Origin of the sequence: Sporosarcina thermotolerans, from assembly GCF_030067815.1 — a bacterium.
GTDB classification, from domain to species: domain Bacteria; phylum Bacillota; class Bacilli; order Bacillales_A; family Planococcaceae; genus Sporosarcina; species Sporosarcina thermotolerans.
This window is the reverse complement of sequence record NZ_CP125968.1, coordinates 2,497,861-2,520,537: the sequence shown is the minus strand read 5'-3', so window position 1 is coordinate 2,520,537 and position 22,677 is coordinate 2,497,861. Positions and strand designations below refer to the sequence as shown.

The 22,677-nt window shown below is 37.6% G+C and carries 28 protein-coding genes and 5 pseudogenes; 23 read left to right on the top strand and 10 right to left on the bottom strand.

Annotated elements, in window-relative coordinates:
- Window positions 1-213: 213 nt before the first annotated feature.
- Both QNH10_RS14340 and QNH10_RS14335 read right to left on the bottom strand, forming a co-directional pair.
- A complete protein-coding gene (locus tag QNH10_RS14340) occupies window positions 214-552 on the bottom strand; it encodes a hypothetical protein (RefSeq protein ID WP_283732070.1) in 339 nt (112 codons plus the stop codon).
- 20 nt (window positions 553-572) lie between these two features.
- Complete coding sequence (locus QNH10_RS14335; RefSeq protein ID WP_283732069.1) at window positions 573-893, bottom strand: hypothetical protein; 321 nt, start codon at window positions 891-893, stop codon at window positions 573-575.
- A 485-nt stretch (window positions 894-1,378) separates the two neighbouring features.
- On the opposite strand from QNH10_RS14335, the gene QNH10_RS14330 reads away from it, so the two are divergent.
- The 3 genes from QNH10_RS14330 (at window position 1,379) to QNH10_RS14320 (ending at window position 3,080) form a co-directional block, all read left to right on the top strand.
- Window positions 1,379-1,561 (top strand): hypothetical protein, encoded by a 183-nt coding sequence (locus tag QNH10_RS14330; RefSeq protein ID WP_283732068.1) that lies wholly within the window; start codon window positions 1,379-1,381, stop codon window positions 1,559-1,561.
- Between the two features lie 545 nt (window positions 1,562-2,106).
- Window positions 2,107-2,712 (top strand): serine hydrolase domain-containing protein, encoded by a 606-nt coding sequence (locus tag QNH10_RS14325; protein WP_283732067.1) that lies wholly within the window; start codon window positions 2,107-2,109, stop codon window positions 2,710-2,712.
- Between the two features lie 11 nt (window positions 2,713-2,723).
- Window positions 2,724-3,080, top strand: coding sequence for a serine hydrolase domain-containing protein (locus tag QNH10_RS14320; RefSeq protein ID WP_283732066.1), 357 nt, complete (start codon window positions 2,724-2,726; stop codon window positions 3,078-3,080).
- Window positions 3,081-3,284: 204 nt separating this feature from the next.
- On the opposite strand, the gene QNH10_RS14315 is transcribed toward QNH10_RS14320, so the two are convergent.
- Window positions 3,285-3,512, bottom strand: coding sequence for a hypothetical protein (locus QNH10_RS14315; protein WP_283732065.1), 228 nt, complete (start codon window positions 3,510-3,512; stop codon window positions 3,285-3,287).
- A gap of 426 nt (window positions 3,513-3,938) precedes the next feature.
- On the opposite strand from QNH10_RS14315, the gene QNH10_RS14310 reads away from it, so the two are divergent.
- The 9 genes from QNH10_RS14310 to QNH10_RS14275 all read left to right on the top strand — a co-directional run bounded on the left by QNH10_RS14310 (window position 3,939) and on the right by QNH10_RS14275 (window position 9,619).
- Window positions 3,939-4,439: a sigma-70 family RNA polymerase sigma factor gene (locus QNH10_RS14310; protein WP_283732064.1), complete on the top strand. Its 501-nt coding sequence runs from the start codon at window positions 3,939-3,941 to the stop codon at window positions 4,437-4,439.
- Window positions 4,436-5,047: a DUF4179 domain-containing protein gene (locus tag QNH10_RS14305; protein ID WP_283732063.1), complete on the top strand. Its 612-nt coding sequence runs from the start codon at window positions 4,436-4,438 to the stop codon at window positions 5,045-5,047. Before QNH10_RS14310 ends, QNH10_RS14305 begins: the two co-directional genes overlap by 4 nt.
- Complete coding sequence (locus QNH10_RS14300) at window positions 5,025-5,696, top strand: DUF5643 domain-containing protein (protein ID WP_347178064.1); 672 nt, start codon at window positions 5,025-5,027, stop codon at window positions 5,694-5,696. The genes QNH10_RS14305 and QNH10_RS14300 overlap by 23 nt, the downstream gene beginning before the upstream one ends.
- A gap of 247 nt (window positions 5,697-5,943) precedes the next feature.
- Window positions 5,944-6,597 (top strand): hypothetical protein, encoded by a 654-nt coding sequence (locus tag QNH10_RS14295; protein ID WP_283732062.1) that lies wholly within the window; start codon window positions 5,944-5,946, stop codon window positions 6,595-6,597.
- 184 nt (window positions 6,598-6,781) lie between these two features.
- Window positions 6,782-7,390 carry an SMI1/KNR4 family protein gene (locus QNH10_RS14290; RefSeq protein ID WP_283732061.1) on the top strand — a complete coding sequence of 203 codons (609 nt, stop codon included), beginning with the start codon at window positions 6,782-6,784 and terminating at the stop codon, window positions 7,388-7,390.
- 340 nt (window positions 7,391-7,730) lie between these two features.
- Window positions 7,731-8,363, top strand: coding sequence for a DJ-1/PfpI family protein (locus QNH10_RS14285; protein ID WP_239431834.1), 633 nt, complete (start codon window positions 7,731-7,733; stop codon window positions 8,361-8,363).
- 377 nt (window positions 8,364-8,740) lie between these two features.
- A complete protein-coding gene (locus tag QNH10_RS14280; RefSeq protein WP_283732060.1) occupies window positions 8,741-8,986 on the top strand; it encodes a hypothetical protein in 246 nt (81 codons plus the stop codon).
- A complete protein-coding gene (locus tag QNH10_RS21235) occupies window positions 8,986-9,090 on the top strand; it encodes a hypothetical protein (RefSeq protein ID WP_430541067.1) in 105 nt (34 codons plus the stop codon). The genes QNH10_RS14280 and QNH10_RS21235 overlap by 1 nt, the downstream gene beginning before the upstream one ends.
- Complete coding sequence (locus QNH10_RS14275; RefSeq protein WP_283732059.1) at window positions 9,053-9,619, top strand: hypothetical protein; 567 nt, start codon at window positions 9,053-9,055, stop codon at window positions 9,617-9,619. The genes QNH10_RS21235 and QNH10_RS14275 overlap by 38 nt, the downstream gene beginning before the upstream one ends.
- 221 nt (window positions 9,620-9,840) lie before the next feature.
- On the opposite strand, the gene QNH10_RS14270 is transcribed toward QNH10_RS14275, so the two are convergent.
- On the bottom strand, window positions 9,841-10,197 hold the full coding sequence (locus QNH10_RS14270; RefSeq protein WP_283732058.1) for a YhjD family protein: 357 nt from the start codon (window positions 10,195-10,197) through the stop codon (window positions 9,841-9,843).
- Between the two features lie 278 nt (window positions 10,198-10,475).
- Between QNH10_RS14270 and QNH10_RS14265 the strand changes: the two genes are divergently transcribed.
- From QNH10_RS14265 to QNH10_RS14220, 10 genes and pseudogenes are all read left to right on the top strand, one after another.
- Window positions 10,476-10,694 (top strand): DUF1659 domain-containing protein, encoded by a 219-nt coding sequence (locus QNH10_RS14265; protein WP_283732057.1) that lies wholly within the window; start codon window positions 10,476-10,478, stop codon window positions 10,692-10,694.
- 20 nt (window positions 10,695-10,714) lie between these two features.
- Entirely contained in the window at window positions 10,715-10,933 is a 219-nt protein-coding gene (locus QNH10_RS14260; protein WP_283732056.1) for a DUF2922 domain-containing protein, read from the top strand.
- A 69-nt stretch (window positions 10,934-11,002) separates the two neighbouring features.
- Window positions 11,003-11,131, top strand: a complete 129-nt coding sequence (locus tag QNH10_RS14255; RefSeq protein WP_283732055.1) for a YvrJ family protein — start codon at window positions 11,003-11,005, stop codon at window positions 11,129-11,131.
- A gap of 190 nt (window positions 11,132-11,321) precedes the next feature.
- Window positions 11,322-12,164, top strand: coding sequence for an Rpn family recombination-promoting nuclease/putative transposase (locus QNH10_RS14250; RefSeq protein ID WP_283732054.1), 843 nt, complete (start codon window positions 11,322-11,324; stop codon window positions 12,162-12,164).
- A 159-nt stretch (window positions 12,165-12,323) separates the two neighbouring features.
- A pseudogene (locus QNH10_RS14245) lies at window positions 12,324-12,838 on the top strand (YceI family protein); the annotation flags it as partial.
- A gap of 428 nt (window positions 12,839-13,266) precedes the next feature.
- The gene (locus QNH10_RS14240; RefSeq protein ID WP_283732053.1) at window positions 13,267-14,619 is read left to right on the top strand and encodes a putative bifunctional diguanylate cyclase/phosphodiesterase; all 1,353 of its coding nucleotides are present in this window, start codon (window positions 13,267-13,269) and stop codon (window positions 14,617-14,619) included.
- 124 nt (window positions 14,620-14,743) lie between these two features.
- Window positions 14,744-15,184: a MarR family winged helix-turn-helix transcriptional regulator gene (locus tag QNH10_RS14235; RefSeq protein ID WP_283732052.1), complete on the top strand. Its 441-nt coding sequence runs from the start codon at window positions 14,744-14,746 to the stop codon at window positions 15,182-15,184.
- A gap of 53 nt (window positions 15,185-15,237) precedes the next feature.
- Entirely contained in the window at window positions 15,238-16,182 is a 945-nt protein-coding gene (locus QNH10_RS14230; RefSeq protein ID WP_283732051.1) for a ring-cleaving dioxygenase, read from the top strand.
- A gap of 2 nt (window positions 16,183-16,184) precedes the next feature.
- Window positions 16,185-17,238: pseudogene (locus tag QNH10_RS14225) on the top strand (LLM class flavin-dependent oxidoreductase).
- A gap of 19 nt (window positions 17,239-17,257) precedes the next feature.
- Window positions 17,258-17,824 carry an NADPH-dependent FMN reductase gene (locus QNH10_RS14220; RefSeq protein ID WP_283732050.1) on the top strand — a complete coding sequence of 189 codons (567 nt, stop codon included), beginning with the start codon at window positions 17,258-17,260 and terminating at the stop codon, window positions 17,822-17,824.
- Between the two features lie 65 nt (window positions 17,825-17,889).
- On the opposite strand, the pseudogene QNH10_RS14215 reads toward QNH10_RS14220, so the two are convergent.
- The 3 genes and pseudogenes from QNH10_RS14215 to QNH10_RS14205 all read right to left on the bottom strand — a co-directional run bounded on the left by QNH10_RS14215 (window position 17,890) and on the right by QNH10_RS14205 (window position 20,274).
- Window positions 17,890-18,635, bottom strand: a pseudogene (locus tag QNH10_RS14215) (amino acid ABC transporter ATP-binding protein).
- A 170-nt stretch (window positions 18,636-18,805) separates the two neighbouring features.
- Window positions 18,806-19,465 (bottom strand): amino acid ABC transporter permease, encoded by a 660-nt coding sequence (locus QNH10_RS14210; protein ID WP_283732049.1) that lies wholly within the window; start codon window positions 19,463-19,465, stop codon window positions 18,806-18,808.
- 26 nt (window positions 19,466-19,491) lie between these two features.
- Window positions 19,492-20,274, bottom strand: coding sequence for an amino acid ABC transporter substrate-binding protein (locus QNH10_RS14205; protein WP_283734652.1), 783 nt, complete (start codon window positions 20,272-20,274; stop codon window positions 19,492-19,494).
- 222 nt (window positions 20,275-20,496) lie between these two features.
- On the opposite strand from QNH10_RS14205, the gene QNH10_RS14200 reads away from it, so the two are divergent.
- Window positions 20,497-20,796, top strand: a complete 300-nt coding sequence (locus QNH10_RS14200) for a hypothetical protein (protein ID WP_283732048.1) — start codon at window positions 20,497-20,499, stop codon at window positions 20,794-20,796.
- Between the two features lie 88 nt (window positions 20,797-20,884).
- On the opposite strand, the gene QNH10_RS20715 is transcribed toward QNH10_RS14200, so the two are convergent.
- The 3 genes and pseudogenes from QNH10_RS20715 to QNH10_RS21230 form a co-directional block, all read right to left on the bottom strand.
- The gene (locus QNH10_RS20715) at window positions 20,885-21,889 is read right to left on the bottom strand and encodes an ATP-binding cassette domain-containing protein (protein ID WP_488199570.1); all 1,005 of its coding nucleotides are present in this window, start codon (window positions 21,887-21,889) and stop codon (window positions 20,885-20,887) included.
- Window positions 21,869-22,414, bottom strand: a pseudogene (locus tag QNH10_RS21375) (ATP-binding cassette domain-containing protein); the annotation flags it as partial. The gene QNH10_RS20715 and the pseudogene QNH10_RS21375, both read right to left, overlap by 21 nt.
- Window positions 22,348-22,617, bottom strand: a pseudogene (locus QNH10_RS21230) (ATP-binding cassette domain-containing protein); the annotation flags it as partial. The pseudogenes QNH10_RS21230 and QNH10_RS21375, both read right to left, overlap by 67 nt.
- Between the last annotated feature and the right edge of the window lie 60 nt (window positions 22,618-22,677).

The following is a 22,677-nucleotide window of genomic DNA, read 5'->3' as shown; positions in this document are numbered from 1 at the left end:
AGGTTAGGGGACATAGTTTCGAGTACCAGGTTCTCATTGAATTCGGAATTGTTTTAGAACCTGGTACCATTTTTTATAAGTAATACAGGCGTTGCAATGTGGGTGAATGACTGGCTGCAGATGATTTTCCCGTGGAAGGTGAAGGACTCGAAATACTTGAAGAAGGTCAAAAAATATAAATACCGAGAGACATCGATTCTTGATGCCTCTTTTTTATTCAACTTTTTCTATTGAAGAAGTTCCTGCAGGTTCTTCTTCACCAGAGAAAAAATATTCTCGTTTAACTTCCCCAAACCCTTCTACTAAATAGCTTCTTACAATATCTTTATAGGCATTCATGAATTCAATTACAATTGCATTGTCAAATGTACCATAATGTGTTTCAACTGTAGCAGATACTTCTGTTACGATATATTTATTATAATTAGCCGATGCGACATCGAATGGTGTTTTTAAATATTCAAAGAGTGGTGGAAGGGAATCCAATTCAAATTCTAATTCCGATAGATCTTGATTGTTATAATCCATAGGAAAACCAAATTCCTGTTTCACAATAACAATCTGATTTTCTTCTACACGGTAAGTTGTAAGGGTACCCTACCACCATTGCCTTCGTATTCAATGATATAATTCTCTGACATATATTCAGTACGCTTAATAAAATTAGAATTTTCGTTCCCATCACCTTTAAAATGCGCAATTTTTCCAGCCTCCATGAAATAAGACAATAATGGATGTTGATCAGTTTCTTCTATAAGTTCTTCATTATCATCTTGCATTTCCTGATCATTAGAAACATCTTTAATAACATCTGAATCTTGATTTTGTTCCTTCGTACATGAGACTAATAGTAAAAGACAAGTGAATAATGCCAACATTAGAAACTTATTCATTATCTAATTACTCCTTTAAAGTTATCTAACAAAAAATCTTTTTTTTCAAAAAAATGATTAGGTAGTATTATATTATATTTCATCAATCCTGTTTATGTCCTTTGAGGTCACATGGTTCAGGTGGTTTATAATTTTGTTCGGATATAGGGAATCAGTACACCGTTTATTTAAGTATTTTTAATTAAACAAGGGCATTATCCAAGGGAGGATTAATGCCTTTTTGTTGAACTTCTACAACTATTGGAGCAGGTTAGTTCAACAAGAAGTTTATATAAAAGAGGTCGGGAGGCTTCAAAATAATCATCTAATCTATAAATAAAAGAAAGCTCTTGAAATCAAGTTCCTTCTTTCTAAAAGTTATTAGTTTAATTATATTGGGTCAGCTGGAGCAATAGGGGTAGGGGGCAGTTTAGTTGAAGAAGGAAAAACCACAAATTTAGTTTCTGGAGAATCTTAAAGTTTTTTCATACAATGAAATATAGGCAGTGTTAGAAGGAAGAGAAAAGAGGGATTTGATGACACTCATAATAATGGCAATTAGGTTTGTTTGGGAAATTCTAGCTCTAAAATTTGAGGATAATGTTGTTGTGTTTCCAGCTATTGTCTTAGACGAAGTTGGTAAGAAAAAGAAAATTATGGATGAAGGGGACAGTCCCTCTGTAAAATAATTCACAGATAGGTGCTGTTTAAAATGTATTGCTTATAGTAAGGGGATATCAATTTTGCTGTACTCTTTTGATGTTTTTTAGAACAAAGTAATACAAGTTATATCCTATAAAATAGAATTCTCTGAACACAGAACCTAATAACATGTTTCCTTTGATTCGCTTATTTAAATAGAATAATTGAAAATTTTGTAAAAGTCGTATAAAATAACTATTACTATCCATTTTGTTCACAAAGGGACAATCCCATTGTCCCTATAAGGTAATAGTAGTACCAAGCAGCTTGAGGGATCGGTCTCACTGTACCAACCAAGTGAACCTCACAGCACATTTCATAGTCCAAAGGAGCGGAGATCATACGAAAATCTAAAGTAATTATTGTAGCAGTTATTCTTCTTATTTTATTTATTACCGGTTATTTAGAAAGGTATGGAAGTGAAAGGATAGCAAAGGGAGAAAAAGAAGAAACATCAGAGGTTATTCTATCTGAACTCCCTACTGTTTGGCCAACAGAAGAATGGCCGACTTCAACACCGGAGGAACAAGGAATGGATAGTGAAAAGTTAGTAGAGATGTTTGAATACATTGAACAATATGACCCGAAAAAATTACATGGTTTACTGATCATACGAAATGGCCATATCATCGCAGAGAAATATACTTTCCCATACAATGAGAAGTTTACGCATAATACATATTCTGTAACGAAAAGTCTAACTTCCGCAATAGCTGGAATTGCACTTGATGAAGGAATTATTAATCATAATGACCGTGTACTTGATTATTTTCCGGACATGACGTTTGGAAATATGAGTGAAAAAAAAGAAAATATGACTATCGAACAATTACTTTTGATGAAAACTGGTATTCAGTGGCCGGAATGGGACTCAGATAAACAAATTTTTGAGGTATGGGAAAATAGTGAAAGTCTACTTCAATATTATTTAGATCAACCAATCATTAAGGAACAAGTGGGTAAGTGGAACTATGATACTGGTGCAGTCTACGTTCTAGGTGCCATTATTGAACGAGCATCTGGAATGACATTAAACGAATATGGAAAAGAAAAGATATTCGATAGAATCGGGATGGATAGTTTGCAATTTCATGTAACAAATGACGGAATAGCACATGGTGGAACCTATTCCAGATGACTCCACGGGACATGGCAAGATTTGGTTACCTTTATCTTCATGATGGTAAATGGGATGGGGAACAAATTGTTCCAAAAGAGTGGGTGAAGGAATCCCTTCATCCACATACTGAATTAGGAATGACTGATTATGGTTACTATTTTTATTTGAGTGAAGGTGAAAATGGGCGAGAATTCTCAGCACGTGGTGCATTTGGTCAGTGGATTATAGTTGTTCCCGAACTAGAGCTAATTGTTATTGAAACCGGTAAAGATTCTGAAAGACTATCGATAAGAGATTATATTGGGCCGGCAATCAAATCAGAAAGCCCATTATTAGCGAATGAACAAGCATATGCTAGATTAAAAGAATTGATGGAAAAAAAATGAGGTTTATTGAATTCTGTGTGGATTGAAGGCCTGCAATAGCCCCTCTTTTATTCAAAAGTAAAGAGTGCATAAAATTGTACGCTTTTAGCTATTTTCTAAAATTGGTCATCTGATTGCATGTTACATGAATAAGGTGTGAATATGGTACAAACATAAAAAGGGACATCTCAACAGTACCTATAGATATCCCTTTTTGCTGATTGGTTAATTATCCTTATCAATGAATGTTGCTTGAGTCCCATTGATGATGTATGTTGGCATAACTTCCTCATGGCTATTTTCAGAATAGAAATCTTCTTGGATGGCAATATTCGCCTCAGTTGTAGAGTTAGCTCCCTTTTTATTGAAAATTTTATTGTCCTTATTCATTATTTTATTCAAATCAATGTTTGCTTTAGCTGTTTCCATATTTAAAAACTCATCTTTTTTCATCCTTTTCACCTCTTTTTTTTTAGTATGTGTCAAAAAGGGTGAAAAATTCGATATGTAAAATTGATGATAAGGAAGATGGAAAAGTGAATTTGGGGGAGAACTGAAAAGGCTTGAGAAGAATTGCACTTCAACTAACGCAGCAGATTAGTTGAAGATTCGATTTCCGAAATAATCATCTCTTCATAATAATTAATAGCAATGAACCAAAACAACATAATCAAATAAAAAAGTGCTTTAGTGAAACGGCAGTGCCTTCCACTGAAGCTTTTTGTTTAAATAAAAGTACTCTATCTCTAAATAAGTAAATGGAGTAGACTAAATTAACAAAATAATTGTAAAGTATATATCGATATTTTTTAAAAAATAAAAACTTTTTTGAACGAAATGAAGAAACACTGCGTCTAATGAAGGAAGGAGGCGAATAGGATGGAATTTGAAATCGTGCAGCGTGCTATTCGTGGGGATCATCAAGCGATACTCTCACTGATTGAAATGGATGAAGAGATTTTATATCGCATGGCTTTTACATACATGAAAAATGAACAAGACACGTTAGACGTCATGCAGGATCTTATGTACAAGGCACTTAAAAAAATGCATATCGTTAAACAGCAAGAATATGCGAGAACATGGCTCGTTCGCGTTCTAATCAATTGTTGTAAAGACCATTTAAGAAAAAGACGACCAACCGTTCCAATTGAGGAACATCACTTATCTGGATGGGTCATCTATTCTGATTTGGAACGACTACTGGAACAATTATCTTTATCAGAGCAGCAACTCGTCTATATGAAATATTTCCAGCAACTCAAAAACAAAGAAATTGCTGAGCTAAACCAAATTCCTGAGGGCACTGTAAAGTCTAGGCTTCACTACATATTAAAGAAGCTTAGAAGTTCTGCTGGAGAAAAGGAGGACTGGCTATGAGTAAACTACCGATTGACGTTCCTAAGGAGAAACTTCAACAAATCCGAATGGATGCTTTGCGTAAAGTTCAGCGAGAGAAAAGAACAAAGAAGCGCATTGTACCAGTTGCCATAGTTGCTTTGCTTTGCGTAAGTCTTCTTTTTTCAATTCGCGTTTCTCCTACGATTCCTAGTTATGTTGCAAAAATACCTGGCTTTCATGCACTTGTCTCTGCGGTTTCATTGGATGCCGGAATAAAAGATATAGTAGACAATGACTATTATGAAAAAGTTAATGTCATCAAGTCTAAAAATGGTCTTTCGATTACACTGCAAGGCGTAATTGCAGATCATTCGGGTCTTGTCCTTTTCTATGACGCTGTTGCTCCTTTTGATATGACAAATTTAAATTTGAATGATGTTCAATTGTTCCAGGGAGCCGATGAATTACCAGGCCCAAGTACATTTGTCATGAATACAGGTCAGCAAGAACACATCTCTTCTTATGTAGAATATAATTTTTCAGAGCCAATCGCTTATACTACGAAGGATTTTAGAGCCGTTTTCCACTTTAATGATACAGATAAGGGGAATATTGAAATGAGAGATCCCGTTCACACTACAAAATGAAATCGCTCAGGAAAAAGTTATTGCTGCAAATCGTACTGTAGATATTGATGGTCAAAAATTTACGATTACACAAATTCGTCGTACTCCATTAAAAACGGCTATAGACATTGAAATAGAGGAAGCGAATACAATGCAACTATTAGCTTTTGATGATATTTCAGTCATAACAGATAGTGGTGAGCGAAGAGGTAGTATTATAAATGGCATTGCCAAACAGGGAGATATTCGCGACGGCAAAGTTACGCTCTATGTGCAAAGCAATTACTTTCATGAATCAGATTCACTCATGATTAATATTGGTGCTGTTCAAGCTGTTCCAAAGGGCGAGGATTTTATAGAAGTTGATTTTGCCACAAAAGAAGTACTTACGAAACCTGATTTTTTCGATTGGGCAATTTCCGTAACGTCGAATCATGTATCAGTCGCTGTAAATAAGTGGGATAATGGAGATCGTCTCTTACGGCTATTTGATGGTGTGAAAGAAGATGGAACGACGTTAGAATTTGAAGGTTACACAATTTCACGAGATGAGGAATACGTAATTGAGACGGCACAATTTGAAGAATATGATGGCAAAGCAAAAATATATTTCAGCTATTACTTCAATCCGATTGGGAAAAATATCGAACTGAATATTCCATTGCAATAAAGTGCAGAGAGCATTTTTATGGGTGAATGAAGTACAAATTAGTAAGTATTTGTTGCTAGTTTTTAGAGGGAAAAAGATCTTTTTGTAAAGAAATCTACTTCAACTAAAGTGGTGCTTTACTAAGATTATTGAGCTGCTATAGAGGGCATCTCTTGTTTAACTAACGGGGCAGGTTAGTTGAATAAGGAAATACTTTTATATTCTTTTAAAGGAATTACAGGCATACCCTTAATAGGGAGGTGTTGTTATGAAAAAAGGAAAACTAAGTGTAATCGGTTTTGTCTCACTTTTACTGGTAGTTGCATCCTTGTTTTTATTTAAACAGGTTTCTGGGATAGAAAAAGAAGATATTAATCGTGGTTCTAATTTATCCCAAGGAGAAAAACATGAATTAGAAATTCTGATGGGACAGATAAGCCAAAGTTTACATGACGGAAATTATGGGATTATTTTAGACCATGCAGTCTTGCCTAATGAAAACATTGAAATAATAGTGAAATTAGGAAGCGAAGTGGATAAGAAGACCAAGAAAGAAATACTCCAAATAGCAACAGACGTGATTAAGCAAAATGGTTTTGATTCTGATTTATTCCAATTTAATATAACAAGTTTTTATAACTCTGAAAAAGTAGGAAATCATTTTTCGCAAAGGCTAAGTTATAATGATTTAATGGGAGAGATCATGCAAAGCTTAAATGCAAAGGGCTTTGATGTTGCTGTACAAGGAAAAGTCTCATCGGATAAAAACGTAGAAATATCATTAGTGCTACCTGAGGGTAAGTTCGATGAAAAGACCAAAAAAGAAGTACAACAATTAGCAACTGACGTTATTGAAAAAAACAACTTTGAAACTGAAATATTTCAATTTAACATAACAAGTTACATAAATAAAGACGATTAAATGTACAAATGATAGTTGTATTTCTAGACTAATACTTGAGCCTACCTAGTTCATGGCATTGATCCAAAAGGATTAATGCTTTTTTTGTCGAACTTATTAACTAACGCAGCAGGTTAGTTGAAGAAGAAACTATTGTGTAAGGATTTCAATATTTAATTATAACTACTCAAGGAGTGAAGAAAAAATGAAAGTCAAAGAGTTCATTAAGCAATACAATGAGCGATATCCTAACAAAGAGTTCAGTAATGAACGTTTGGGAAGATTTCCACTTGGGGATCGGCAGAGGCGAGCAACAGAAGAGATGATTATCACACACGAAGAAAAACTTGGCTTTCGATTCCCACCTTCTTTCAAAGAATTTTTATTGGAATTTTCTAATGGGATTATTCTATTAGGTTGGGAGCCCATTGGAGGAGTTGGTCCAAATGCTCCTTTTGCGGAAATTTGCAAAGTGGAGAGGATTATACCAAACATCCCTAGTAATGTACTGATTTTAGATACGAATGAATTTGTAGAATCCAATCGGCTTATTTCTCTTACCATGTATGATTCACGCGATATAAGTAATGATCATTGGGTTTTTATATGCGAAGAAAATGCAATCGATTACAGATTAGGATACGTTGCACAATCCGCTCTTAAGATTGTAGAAGTAGTTGAAAATTTTGAAAAGTGGTTAGAGATATTTTGGGAAGGTAACAAAGACAAGGAAGATAAAATGACCGTATCGACCTTTCAAATACTTGTCCCTGATCATTGGGATCGACAAAGGTTAGTTGCTCCGTGGGAATAACTAAAACTAAGTCACTTTCAAGAGAAGTGTTGAACCGAAAAGGGTTTAACACTCTTTTTGTTTAACTTATTGTACTAAAGTGGCAGGTTAGTTGAATTAGAAGAAAAGGAAAATGGAGGGGATTAGGTTTTTAACAACCTTGATAAATACAAGTTCATTCAACGAACTGTTGGCTTTTTCTGACGAACCCGGACCATGCTATGAAGCTAAGTGTTATTAAAATAATAGGTTGGTACAGCTCATAAGATTTAGTTAGATACAGAATATTTTAATTCTTTATAGGACTATCTTTACATATACCCCGTGCATGTATATGATATGTGTAAAAGGGGGTTTTTTTATGAATCAAATTAATGTAGGAATACTGTTATTTGATGATGTGGATGCACTTGACTTTGCAGGTCCTTATGAAGTTTTCAACTTAACAACTTACAAAGATAGTGATGTAAACAAATTATTTATGAACAAATTAGAAATTCAAGAAAAACCTTTTAATGTCAGTACAGTTTCAGAAGACGGTAGTTCAATAAAAGTGCATAACGGTTTAATTGTTCAACCTGATTTCAGTTTTAATAATGCTCCCCCCTTTGATTTGGTTGTAGTCCCCGGAGGTCCATATAAAGCAATAAAAGCAGTAAGCAAAAATCAAAAAATAATTAATTGGATTGCAAATCAAGGAAAGGATAAATTGATTACCTCTGTGTGCACTGGTTCCATATTTTTGGCAGAAGCTGGACTGTTGGATGGTAAACAGGCAACAACAAATATAGCGGCTTTAGATTATCTGGAAAGGAATTATACAAAAGTAGAAGTTATTAGAGGAGTAAAATACGTTGATCAAGGGAATGTTGTAACGTCCGCTGGAATTTCAGCAGGTATTAATATGGCGCTATTTGTTGTGGGGAAATTATTAAATGAAGAAGCATCGATTAGAACGGCAAATACTATAGAATTTACACCTACAGAAGGATGATTTATTTTGGTGTAAGGACGCATTCGAATCGTTATGTGCATGAATACCTTGTCGATCTAACGGGGCCATTTAGCTGAACAAGTTAAGAAAATAAGTGAAGGATTGGAGAAAAATGAATGTTGCAGCGGATGTCCATAATCTTCTCCGGTGCAATAATTGGCATTGTAAGTGCAATTTCAGGAATGCAAAAGAAAAATGATGGTAAAAAAGAATAAAGTGGTTTGGGCGCGATTGTTTAATAAGCGTCCTTTTTCTTATTAAACTAACGAGGCAGTTTAGTTGAAGAAGGAAACTGTTGAAAAAGGTGAAAAATGAAGGCAATATCTATTATGTGGGTATTAAATAAATTGAAGTAAAAGTATAAGGGGGAAATATAGATGGGAGAATTACAATTCATACAAGATTATAGAGATAGTGAGCAACATAGAGAGAGCTTTTTCCAACTTGCTAACAGTGTTTTTGGTTTGAAATTTAAAAGGTGGTACCATCATGGGTTTTGGGGAAATGGATACATACCCTTTTCATATGTGGTTGATGACAAGGTTGTAGCAAATGTTTCAATTAATATTATTGACTTAATTATTGAAGGGGAGCAAAACGTGCGTTACAAGTTGGAACAGTGATGACCCATCCAGATTATCGAAACAGGGGGCTTTCTAAAAGTCTAATGAATAAGGTTTTAGAGGAATATGAACATACGTACGATTTTGTATCTTTTTGCAAATGACAGTGTGTTAGATTTTTATCCGAAGTTTGGCTTTGAAATAGTGGATGAATATCAATTTTCTATTAATTTTTCGTCGAATCAAAAATCAAAAAACAAACCTCGTAAGCTGAACATAACAAATGTAGATGACATTAATTTTATTTTTGAATTTGCAAAAGAGAGAATACCTGTTTCTGATCGGTTTTCAACTGGAAATTCCCAAGGAATATTAATGTATTATTGTCTAAACGTTTTTTGTAATGATATTTATTACCTTGGATCCGAAGATGTAATTATAATATTTAAAGAAGAAGAAAACCAAATTGATATTTTTGATATTATCAGTAAACAAAAAAAAGATATTAATAATATTCTAATAGAGATTTTAGGGGAGGGAAGCAAAAAGATAGTTTTTCACTACACCCCAGATTATAAAGGCTTAATATTTGAAAGTAATCTTATAAAAGGTGATGGAACATTATTTGTAAAAACTAGTGGTAACAATTATTTTCCAAAATACGTAAAGCATCCTATTACTTCGGAAGCGTAACTCTTCTTCAACTAACGGAGTGCTTTAGTTCAATAAGAGTAGTGAAATATTACGCAAAAAAACGCTCATATTAAGCGTTTTTTCTTTTTTTTATTTAGATATTTCACTGTTTAATTACTGCGATTTTCTCCCCAACAACCGAACCCGTTAACAATTTCCTGCCTCTTTTTGTTTCTTCGACACGGAACGGTAGTTGGTAAGGGACTGAAACAAGTGGAAATTTAATGAGAAGCAGAATTCAGATACAATTCCATAAGCTCTTCCGTCCGGTTTTTCAAACGTACATTCAAATAACGTCTCTGCTCTTCCCGTCCGTGGTATAGAAATATGTATGTAGTAAACATATCACCCATGGTGCCTCGTAGTAGTTTCATTTTGTTTTGACGTAGATAGTCCGATGACTCCTTCATTTCAGTCTGAACAGCATTGATGGCATGATTGATAAGCTTTATATATGGTGTCTGTAATTTAAAGTTACCCTTTTCGAAAGTTTGCTGGTCTTTAGTCAATATTGTCAGGACCATAGGAAGGTAAATCATATTTTCAAAGTGGGGAAGTGCCTCTTGTGGGATGAGCATTAGATCACTACTCCTTCTTTGTGCGTGACGGTACCTGCAGTACCATGATTCGCTGTTAGTAAATCGTTCCATCAGCTTCTATTTACATCATTTCCAATAGCTCACTATATCTTACCGATTTCTCAAACCTCTTACACACTCATTTCCCTCCTTGGTTTCATTATAGGGAATATATGTTCCCGACTCAAGGAATATAAAATCTTTTTCAAAAAGATTTGGGTAGGCAGTATCCTTTTCACCTTTTCGAGTCTATATAGTAAGTGAGAGGGGGAAAGCAGATGGCATCGATCGAATTCAGAAACGCAGTTGGAAAGGTGTATTTTGATGGTGGGATGACGCATGATGGGAAATTGATCAAAAAATCGAAGTCCTACCGCGGCATCGCAGAAGGGGTGACGGCTGACAGCCTTTACATCGCCCTTACACAATTGGCACAGCTCTCCGAATATCCATTAATCGGAGCAGAACGAGTAGAAACAGCAGACATTATGAACTAATTAGAAAGGGGAGATGAGGAATGGCGAAAACGTTACAATTGAACTTCACGACTGCTGTGGGAAAACATACATCCCTAACAGTGGACGAGCCACGAGCTGATTTGACTCCAACCGAAGTGGAGGCAGCCATGCAGGAAATTATCGATTCGCAAGTGTTTGAAGTGGATGGCTCTTTTCTTGCGACAGTAAGGGGCGCTCGTGTTATCGAGCGTACAGTAGATGAAGTGTTAAAAGCATAACTAAAACGGCTCTCCAGCTTGGCTGGGGAGCCTTTTCATTACATTAAATATGGAGGAGGCGGATTCAAAATGGAACAATGGCTAACTTTCATACAGCAAATCGGTTTTCCGATTTTTGTATCTTTTTATCTCTTGCACCGGCTTGAAACGAAACTCGAGGCCATACACAATGCGCTTGTTTCTTTGAAGGTTAAGTGAACCTTACCTAAAAGTCAGGAATTATTGATTATAAATTCCGGCGAAAAGTAGTGATTGTACACCTTCCTTGGCTTAGGAGGGTGTATTTTTTGAAATCTTTTAAAATAACTTTCATAATATTTGATTTATGGGAACAAATGTTTTATTATGAAGAAAAGGGGCGGGGGTGTGAGAGACGGTGGCATTGCTGATGGAGCAGAAGAATTCTTATGATGTTGAACTATTAGATTTACGAAATGATGTCGTGTTTAAAGCTTTTTTCGCTGACAGGAGGAACAATCGGTTATTGCTTAACTTCTTGAATGCTATTATAGGTGGTAATCTTTTATCTGTAGAATTGACAGACCCAACAATCGAGATTGTCCATTCAGTCGACAAGGCATCAGTAATGGACTTACGAGTCATTACAGACAACGGAGAGCAAGTCAACATCGAAATGCAGGTTAGGGGACATCAAGCATTCAGGGAGCGTATGTTAGTATATTGGGCGAAGATGTATGCCAGTCAAGAAGAAACCGGAAAAAGTTATACAGAATTAAAAAAATCCATTCAAATAGTGATTACGGACTTTCATTTGTTGTCAAAACCACATTTCCATAGTAAATTTCAATTAATCGATTCGGAAAATGGAGCGTTGTTTTCTCGCCATGCCGAAATCCATGTTCTGGAACTTCCGAAAGTAACCGAAAAACAAATGTCCTATTTGGATGAATTGGGAAAATGGCTGCTGTTCTTAAAAGGAAACCAACAATTGAAGGAGGCATTAGCCATGGAAAGCTCCACATTACAAGATGCTTATGACGAAATCCGTCGACTTAGTCAAGATCCTAAAACACGTGCCCTCGCCATTGCTCGAGAGATCGGATTAAAAGACCAGCTTCAAAGGGAGTTGGATGCAAAGGAAGAGGGTTTAGCGGAAGGACAAAGAAATATCATCCTAAGCTTGCTTGAAACGGGTATGTCGTTTGAAGAAGTAGCTCAGGCAACGAAAATTTCAATGGATGAGATTGAAAAGTTGATTCGATCGAAATAAATCTAATTGGCCTGTACTTTTTACAAGGCCAATTTTTTTATGCTTACTAACCCAAGATTGTCATAAAAACAACTTGTCTTGAATTCAAGGTATTTTTATTGCTTGATTAACATTTGATTGGTAAAGTGATTAATAGATTGATAGGAAAGGGGTTAACTGATGGGGAACATGATTGTAGACTATGCGCATTCCATAGTTGGATTTAAAGTGAAGCATATGATGGTATCTAATGTAAAAGGTCAATTTATTAACTTTACGGCAAATGTAGAAGCCGATGATATAGAGGATTTAACAACCGCGAGTATAGTATTCCAATTTCAAGGGAGCAGCATAAACACTAATAATCGGGAACGGGATAAACACTTAAAGTCAGTAGACTTTTTTGATATTGAAAATCACCCTACAATCGACTTCATATCAACTTCTATTAGTAAAAGTGAATATGGTTATGATGTGACAGGAAATTTGACGATTAAAAGCATAACGAAACCGGTAACGTTTGCAGTTGAATTTGGCGGTAAAGCGATAAGTCCGCGCGGGTAAATGTTTACGGTTATAGAGCAGAAGCAATTATTAACCGTGAAGAATTTGGCCTAACTTGGAATACAATATTGGAGACTGGCGGAGTATTGGTTGGTAAAGAGGTAGAAATTTTAGTTGAATTAGAATTAAACGAGCCAAATGGTTTAACATTGAATGCAGCCAATTTGGGGCATCCAACTTTAATCGAGGATAATAATTTGGATACAAATAGTGACGATATCCACCAGGTTATTGTTGAAAACTTAACGGACTTTGTTGCAGTCATTGATCGAAATGGTACGTTTCAATACATATCTCCATCGTTTGAAAAAGTGTTACATAATGAGCTTCCACAATGGGAAAGGGAAAAGAATAATCTTTTTGAAATGATCATCAAGATGATAGAGATACCATAAAAAACGAGATAAAAACCTACTCTAATCGAACGATAAAGAACATATTAAACAGCGAATTCCGCCTCATTCTCAATGAAGGGTTTTTTATAAACGTTGAGGCTAATATCGTCAGTATCAATAATCATTCACTTTCACATAGTGACAACGAATTATTACTATTTGTAATGCGCGATATAAGCGAACGAAAAGACGCTGAAAAAGCCATTTATCAATTAGCATTTCATGACTCATTGACGAGTCTTCCAAATCGACGTTCATTTATGAACAAGCTTCTTAATGAGGTAATGCATCGAAAATCACCTGTATCTAAACTTTCCGTACTGTTTATTGATATAGACAATTTTAAACAAATAAATGACCAATGGGGACATGATGTTGGGGACCTAACTCTTCAAGAAACGGCTAAAAGGATACGCTCAATTATTCGTCCAAAAGATGTTGCAGCACGATTTGGCGGGGATGAATTTGTTGTCATGATTAGAGATGTACAAGATGAAAAAGAAGTTATTGAAATTGTTGAGAATATATTGGGTCAGATTCAAAAGCCCATAAACAAGTTTGGACATGCGTTTTCAATAGCTTGCAGTATTGGTGTAGCGCATTATCCGGATCATGGTGATTCTCCAGAAGATCTGGTCAAAAATGCGGATACTGCACTTTATTACGTAAAAGAGCGTGGTAAAAATGACTTTATGATTTTCAATAAACAATTGGAACATCAATCTTTGGAACGTCGAATACTCGAAAGCGCATTAAGACAAGCGATCAAAGAGGAACAATTCTACTTGGAATATCAACCGAAAATGGATATGTCCACCAATGAGATAATTGGGATGGAGGCATTGGTTCGATGGGAACACCCGGATTTGGGGATTATTCCTCCATTGAAATTCATACCATTGGCAGAGGAAACTGGGTTAATCATTCCGTTAGGGGAATGGATTCTTAAAGAAAGTTGTTTTCAAGCATTTGCATGGCAGAACAATGATTTCCCACCCTTACGTTTATCCGTAAATATTTCAGTTCGTCAGTTAGAGGATCCTAATTTTATCGATAAAGTTAAGTCGATAGTTCGCGAAACAGGAATAGATGCTAAAAACCTTGAATTTGAAATAACCGAAAGTGTTCTTGCGAATGTCAATAGCATAGCGCCGATTTTGAAAGAAATTCAAAAAATAGGTATTAGTATATCAGTCGATGATTTCGGAACAGGTTATAGTTCATTAAGTTATATAAAAGATCTTCCGATTGATACATTGAAAATCGACCAATCATTCATAAAGGATATTCATGAAAATAGGGAAAGTAAGGAAATTGCAAAAGCAATCATTAACTTGGCAAACTCCATTGGATTAAATGTTATTGCCGAAGGGGTCGAACTGAAGGAACATGTTGATGAACTTAAAAAAAATGGTTCAATACATGGACAAGGATATTACTATAGTAGACCGTTGAAGGTGTCTGCATTTGAGGAGTTCTTGAAAACTGCTCATGAAGCGCTATTAAGCGTTAACTAGAGTGGCTAAAATTGACTAGTACGTGTGATGTAAGCAACAAGAATGTCTTTAATTCGAGATATTCTTGTTGCTGTTTTATCATTTGAGTGGTAAATTGATAGTAACGAAAGGGAGTGGAGCTGTTGTGAATAAAAATACTCGTGGTTCATTAATATGGCTGCGTCTTGTTCGTTTTACGCATCAAAGCAACTTGCTTTCCAATGAATACTTAAAGCAATTCGATTTAACGACTGCACAATTCGATGTATTGATGCAAATCTCAACCTATGAACCGTTAACACAATGTGATTTAGCCGAGAAAGTCACGGTAACGCAAGGGGGCATATCACGTATGCTTGCACGTCTTGAGAAAGATGGACTTGTGGAACGTAAGCAGGAATGGAAAACGAAAACAATTTTCCTAACAACAAAGGGACGTGAAAAGCTGAATAATGCTTTTGATGCCCAACTCACATTTCAGTCGTCATTTTTCGATGAGTCATTATCCGACGATGAACAAAAAACGTTATACTCGCTAATCTCCCGCGTGCAGAAAAATAGCGAAGAAAAAATGTCGAAACGATAATTTTTTTTATTTCATCACTTGATTAGTCAACTAATAAAAGGAGGGAACTATTTATGTATACAATTCCGGGTCATCATCATATTTCAATGATTACGAAGGATGCAAAACCGAATAATCGCTTTTATAGGGATATTCTTGGTTTACGCCGTGTGAAAATGACAGTGAACCAAGATTCGCCGACGATGTATCACTTATTTTACGGTGATCGAACAGGAAGTCCGGGGACAGAGTTGTCATTCTTTGAAATACCTGCCGCGGGACGCACACACCGAGGAACGAATGCCATCACTCAAATTGGTTTACTGGTACCAACGGAAGATAGCTTAACGTATTGGAAAGCGCGATTTGAGGAATACGGTGTACATCATGGCGACATAACAAAGTATGCAAATAAACCTGCCCTACACTTTGAGGATCATGAAGGGCTTCGCATGGTACTTCTTGTATCGGAAGGCGCGAAAGTTTCCCATTGGGAGACATGGGAAAAGTCGCCTGTTCCGATGGAGCATCAGATTCAAGGAATGGGTTCCGTTGAAATAACGGTCCGTAGACTTGAAAAAATAGCGAAAACGCTGACGGAAATGTTTGGGTACACAGAAGTATCGCGTTCGGAGGACGAGGCTATTTTCCAATCAGTCAGTGGTGAAGTGTTTGGTGAAATCGTTGTTAAATCTTTGGATGGACCAACTGAAAGACCAGGACGAGGCAGCATCCATCATTTGGCGATACGTGTGAAAAATGATGAAGAGCTATCTTATTGGGATGAAATAGTTCGCGCACGTGGCTTCCATACTTCCGGTATCGTGGACCGCTTTTACTTCAAAAGCCTATACTTTAGGGAGTCAAACGGCATCCTATTTGAGATTGCGACAGATGGGCCAGGGTTTACAATCGATGGGGATGTCGAAACCCTCGGTGAACAGTTGGATCTGCCTCCATTTTTAGAAAGTCGACGTGCTGAAATAGAAGAAATACTGCAACCTATTGAGGAGGAATAATAGTGGAACAATATCGAATCGACCCTTCAAAAGGGATGGAATTTGGGCTTTATTCATTGGGGGATCTTATCCCAATCCGCTCACTGGCGAGTGCCAATCCGCCCAAGCGAGAATTAATGAATTAATTGAAGCAAGTCAATTGGCGGAACAAGCGGGGATTGATGTCTTCGGAGTCGGTGAAAGTCACCAAAGTTACTTTACTACACAAGCGCATACCGTTGTCTTAGGTGCCATTGCTCAAGCAACAAAAAAGATTAAGATTACAAGTTCGGCAACGGTGTTGAGTGTATCAGACCCTGTACGCGTGTATGAGGACTTTGCAACCATTGACTTGATTTCCGATGGACGCGCAGAAATTGTTGCTGGACGTGGATCTCGTGTAGGTGCCTATCAGCTCCTTGGTGTGGATTTACAAGACTACGAAGAAATTTTCGAAGAGAAATTGGAACTGCTGAAAAAAATAAATGAAGAAGAATATATAACTTGGCAAGGCGAATACCGTGCACCTTTACAAAAAGCGCAGATTTTGCCGCAACCGAAAAATGGTCAATTCCAATTTGGCGTGCGGTTGGAGGTCCACCAGCAAGTGCCATTAAAGCAGGATATATGGGAATCCCGATGATGTTGACAACTTTGGGCGGCCCAGCCATTAATTTTAAACCTTCTGTAGAAGCCTATCGCGAAGCAGCTCAGCGAAGTGGGTTCGGGCCGAATGATTTACCGATTGCGACAACGAGTCTTTTCTATGTTGCAGACACAACAAAAGAGGCTTTACAAGGTATGTATCCTCATATTAATGGCGGTTTCCAAGCGATTCGTGGCAGTGGCTATCCTAAACAGCAATTCGCCCAAGCACCCGACACACGTGATGCATTGATGGTAGGGAGTAAGGAAGAAATAATCGAAAAACTGCTTTACCAATATGAACTTTACGGCATGCAGCGCTTCATGGCTCAAATTGACTTTGGCGGCGTGCCATTTGAGAAAATTATGAAGAACATCGAAATTATCGGGAACGATATCATTCCGGCGATAAAGAAATATACAGCCCAATAAAGCAGGGGAGGGAACTAAAATGAAAATTGTAGCATTATCCGGCTCAATCGTCGGTTCGAAGACTAAAACTGCTATGCTGAAAACAGTGGATATGTTTAAACAAAAGTATCCTGAACATGAAATCACGCTTCTTGATTTAGCTGATTATAAAGTGGAATTTAGTGATGGACGTAATTATTTCGAATATGAAGGGGATACAAAATACGTTGCGGAAACAATAATGGCAGCAGACGCCATTATCATTGGGACGCCGGTATTCCAGGCATCCATTCCCGCTACACTTAAAAATATCTTTGACCTGTTGCCAGTTAATGCATTCCGTGAAAAGGTTGTCAGCATCGTCGTAACAGCCGGTACTGCAAAGCATTATTTGATGGTCGAGCAGCAGTTGAAACCAGTTTTGGCCTATATGAAGGCTCATATCGTTCCGACTTATGTCTTCATTGAAGAAAAGGACTTTTTACGTAAGGAAATTGTCAACGATGATATCCTTTTCCGGTTGGAACGACTTGTAGAGGATACGGTAATGACAGCGGATGCTTTCGAGGCCATTCGTAAGAAAAAAGATGAAGAATATGATTTTTAATTCCATGGAAAGAGTTAGTCGATTTTAGACTGACTCTTTCTTATTACGTATAAGTGAATGTGATTTTATAAGCTCGTTCGATTTAGAAATTTTTTCGTTCGTTCCATTTTTGGATGTACGAGAACTTCCAAAGGATTTCCCGATTCAACGATTTCACCATTATCCATAAAAAGAACTTTGTTTGCGACATCTCTCGCAAAGTCCATTTCATGCGTCACGATGATCATTGTCATTCGCTCCTTGGCAAGATCTTTGATAACTGTAAGTACTTCGCCAGTCAATTCGGGATCAAGGGCGGAAGTTGGTTCATCAAATAATAGAATGTCTGGCTTCCTCATTAAAGCCCGCGCAATTGCAACACGTTGTTTTTGGCCACCGGAAAGTTTAGCTGGCAGCACATCTGCTTTATCCGAAAGACCGACCTTCTCAAGTAACTCCAAGCTTGCTTTACGATTCTTTTGAGCATTTCCATCTTTTAAAAGCTTTGGTGCAATTTCCAAATTCTCCACTACAGTTAAATGGGGGAGAGGTTGAAATGCTGAAATACCATTCCCATTCGGGACGTAATTTGTTTGATTTGTTTTGGGGATGAATAGATGCCTTCGTTTACGAGGAATTCATCATGTACGGCAATACTTCCACCGTCAATCTCTTCGAGGTGAATGAGGCTTCTAAGCATTGTACTTTTGCCGGAACCCGAAGGCCCAATTACAGCGATGACATCATTTTTATCCACATCAAAACTGATCTGTTTAAGCACTTGCAGTTGATCAAATGACTTTTTCAACTTGTTCACTTGTAAAATAGACATGACTTCACTCCTTTTTAGGTACCTGTGTAGCGAACTATTCAGTTTATACACTACAATTGCATAAATATAAAACTAAAACGTTGAGTATATAATGTTTTATTATGATTAATGTATACATATTAAAATTGATTGAATTATCATGAATGTTTCTTGCACAGGTACCTTAACAATTATTCATATTGCAAACGGCGTTCTAACCATTTGAAGATAAATGTTAGGCATATTGTGATGAGTAGATAAATGATGCCTGCCATTACAAACGGAATTATGGTGAAATCACGATTGACCGCTGTTTGTGCAAAATGCAATAACTCCGGAACTGCCACTGCATATAACAAGGCAGTGTCTTTCACCAATGTGACCGATTCATTTGCAACTGCGGGCAAGGCAATCCGAAACATTTGAGGTAGAACAATATGGACAAGTGTCTGGAATTTATTTAAACCTAACACTTTTGAGGCTTCGTATTGCCCTTTATCGATTGCAAGTAAGCCACCTCGAAAAATTTCTGCAAAATATGCAGCATAATTCAAGATAAAGCCTAAACATGCAGCAACAAATCTATCTATAACTAAATATTGACCAATGCCCGGAATATGCGGTAGGCCAAAGACTAAGAAGAGAAGCTGCAATAATAGCGGCGTTCCCCTCATTACATAGATATAAGAACTCGCAAGCCATGAGAGGGGTCTAATCGAACTTCTAACTGCTAACGTCAACAGGAATCCTAACGGGATTGAAGCAATGATGGCGATGATAAATAGTATGACTGTCGCGCGAGCCCCTTCAAGCATTGGTAGTAATATGGAAATTAAATAATCAATCGTCATAATTTTGCACCCCCTTAAAGCTCACCTTATTTCAGAATCTTATCTTCCCCGAACCATTTTTCAGAGATAGCAGAAGCGGTGCCGTCAGCATTCACTTTGTCTATAGCTGCTTGTAATTTTTCAAGTAGTTCCTCATTGCCTTTTTTGACGCCAATCCCATACAATTCTGGTGCCAAAGACTCTTCGATTACTTTAAAGCTGCCTTCTTCTTTTGCCATATAATAATTAATGACGACTTCATCGATGACTACCGCTTCTACGCGACCGGCTTTCAAATCAGATAAGGCAAGTACGTTGTCGGCATATTCTGAAACTGACTTAACCTCAGAGCTGATAGGATTTGCATTCAATGCATCTGATGCTGAAGATAGTGCTTGTAATCCTACGGCCTTTCCTAAGAGGTCTTTCAACTGAGCAATATCCGAGTTTTGTAATGTGGCAATGACTTGAGCGTTTTTCAAATACGGCTTGGTAAATAAAACCTTCTTTTTTCGTTCATCAGTGATTGTATAACCATTCCATATTAGATCGATTCTTCCACTACTCAATTCTGTTTCTTTCGTTTTCCAATCTATTGGCTGAAACTTAACAGTCATCCCCATTTGTTCCGCGACAGCTTCCGCGTATTCAATATCAAAACCAGTCAGTTCGTTATTTTCATCTCTGAAACCCATTGGAGCAAATTTATCATCTACGCCTATGATGAGAGTATCCTTTTTCGATGCTGAATTGGAATTCGAACTTCCGCAACCAGTCATAAATAGTACAGTGCTAAGTGAAACAATCAAAACCATCATAAACTTTTTCATCATAATCTCCCCTTTATTAGTTGAATTACTTTAACGCTTTAGTGTGTTAAAGTATTAAATACTATATCATGATTATTGGAGTAATAGAACCCCTCCTTGAATATCCGGAATACTTTGTATACAGTGTATCCTTATAATGAAAATGTTTGCAGCCTTACATAAACGGTTATTAAATTAAATAAGGCGATGAATTATTTGTATTAAAGAAAGGAGGATTCCACAATGGATAAGAAATTTAATGAATTGTATTCAGAAGAAGAACAGTGGAATGAGAGAAGGGGAGAGGAATTCAGAAATGAATTCGTTGAAAATGGTAAAGATACCGCAACCCCACTCCAAGCGCTTTCTGATAATACGAAAGACAGTGAACTTGGTCCGGAACCAAATGGAATGGATCCGGTGGATAAGCTGCAAAAAGGGTTCTCTTTTCAGGAAGAGCCAAGTGAATTCCGTTCCCAAGGAGTAGCACAGTTTGGGATTGAACCGAATGGGGTTAACCCAAACAATAAAAAAAACGAATAGTTTGTCGTGTAGCTTTTAGACCTAAAAAACCACTTTCCTATGAAAATGAGCAGGAAAGTGGTTTTTTATAAAAGGGTAGATAATTACTTCAAATCGCGACCCAATGTCCTTTTGACACTTCGACTAATTGGGCGTTTTGCAGGTTGTAGCGGTCTACGGTGTTGTCTTCTTCCGGGATGTAGCGTTTTTTGTTTGCTTCAACCCGTGGATCGGGAATCGGGATGGCGGAGAGCAATGATTTTGTGTACGGGTGCAATGGGTTGCTGTACAGCTCTTCGCTTTCCGCAAGTTCGACGATTTTGCCGGCGTACATGACGGCGACCCGGTCGCTTATATGCTTTACCATCGACAGGTCGTGGGCAATGAATAAATAGGTGAGTCCGAGCCGATGTTGAAGATCCTCGAGCAAGTCGACGATTTGAGTTTGAATCGAAACGTCGAGTGCTGACAATGGCTCGTCGCAGACGATGAAGTCAGGTTCGACGGCTAATGCGCGGGCAATTCCGATACGTTGGCGCTGGCCCCCTGAGAATTCATGGGGATAGCGATTGGCGTGCTCCGGTTTCAATCCCACCATATCAAGCAGTTCTTCAACTCGTTTTCTCCGTTCCGACTTTGAACTGCTTAATTTATGAATATCAAGCGCCTGCCCGATAATATCGAGCACTTTGAAGCGCGGATTAAGCGATGAATATGGATCTTGGAAGATCATTTGCATATGGCGGCGCATCGTTTTCATTTCATCTTTCGATAATCGATTGACGGCAATTCCTTGGTAGAGAACGTCGCCCGCTGTCGGTTCATTGAGCCGCAAGATGGCACGGCCGGTTGTCGATTTACCGGAACCGGATTCGCCGACAAGTCCAAGTGTTTCACCTGGACGGATGAAGAAGCTGATATCATCGACCGCTTTCGTCAATTCACCTTTTCCGCTGTCGAAATGCTGGCGCAGTGAATTCACTTGAACGAGAGGAATCGATGCATCTATACCTTCCTTAATATGAGGAGGACGTTTCGGCTTCTTCTTTTCATCAAGACGTGGCAATGCATTCAACAGTTTTTTCGTATAGGGATGCTGTGGATTTTCGAATATCTCAAGCGTTGTGCCTGTTTCGACAATTTCTCCGTCTTTCATGACAACGACCCGGTCGCACATTCCTGCCACGACGCCAAAGTCGTGTGTAATCAGGATGATGGATGTTTCGAGACGCTGTTGCATACTCTTCATTAACTCCAAGATTTGCGCTTGAATTGTAACGTCAAGTGCAGTTGTCGGCTCATCTGCGATTAGCAGAGAAGGCCTGCACGCGAGCGCGATGGCAATCATGACACGTTGACGCATGCCGCCTGAAAATTCGTGGGGATACTGATTGAATCGCTTTTCACTGTCTTTGATGCCGACAAGTTGCAATAGCTCAATCGCTTCTTCTTTCGCTTCCGCTTTGGATAAACCTCTATGTTTTACGAGACTTTCGGCAATTTGTTTTCCGACCGGATAGTCGGATTTAAAGAGGTCATCGGATCTTGGAATATCATTCCGATTTCTTTCCCACGGATGCTTTCCATTTCTTTCTCTGTTTTCAAGGAAAGGTCTTGCCCTTGAAATTCGATCTTGCCTTGCTTTATATAGGAAGGAGGGGAAGGAAGCAAACGCATGATAGAACGTGCAGTGACGCTTTTTCCACTGCCAGATTCCCCGACGATGCCTAATGTTTCCCCTCTCTTCAATTCAAAACTGACGCCGCGCACTGCATCAAAATCTTTTTCCCTTCCGGCAAATGAAACATGCAGGTCTGACACGCGTAATATAGTATCCGACATTAAAGGTTCCCCAATCGGTTATCAAAATAAGATTAGTAAATTGACAACTTTTCTGTTTGG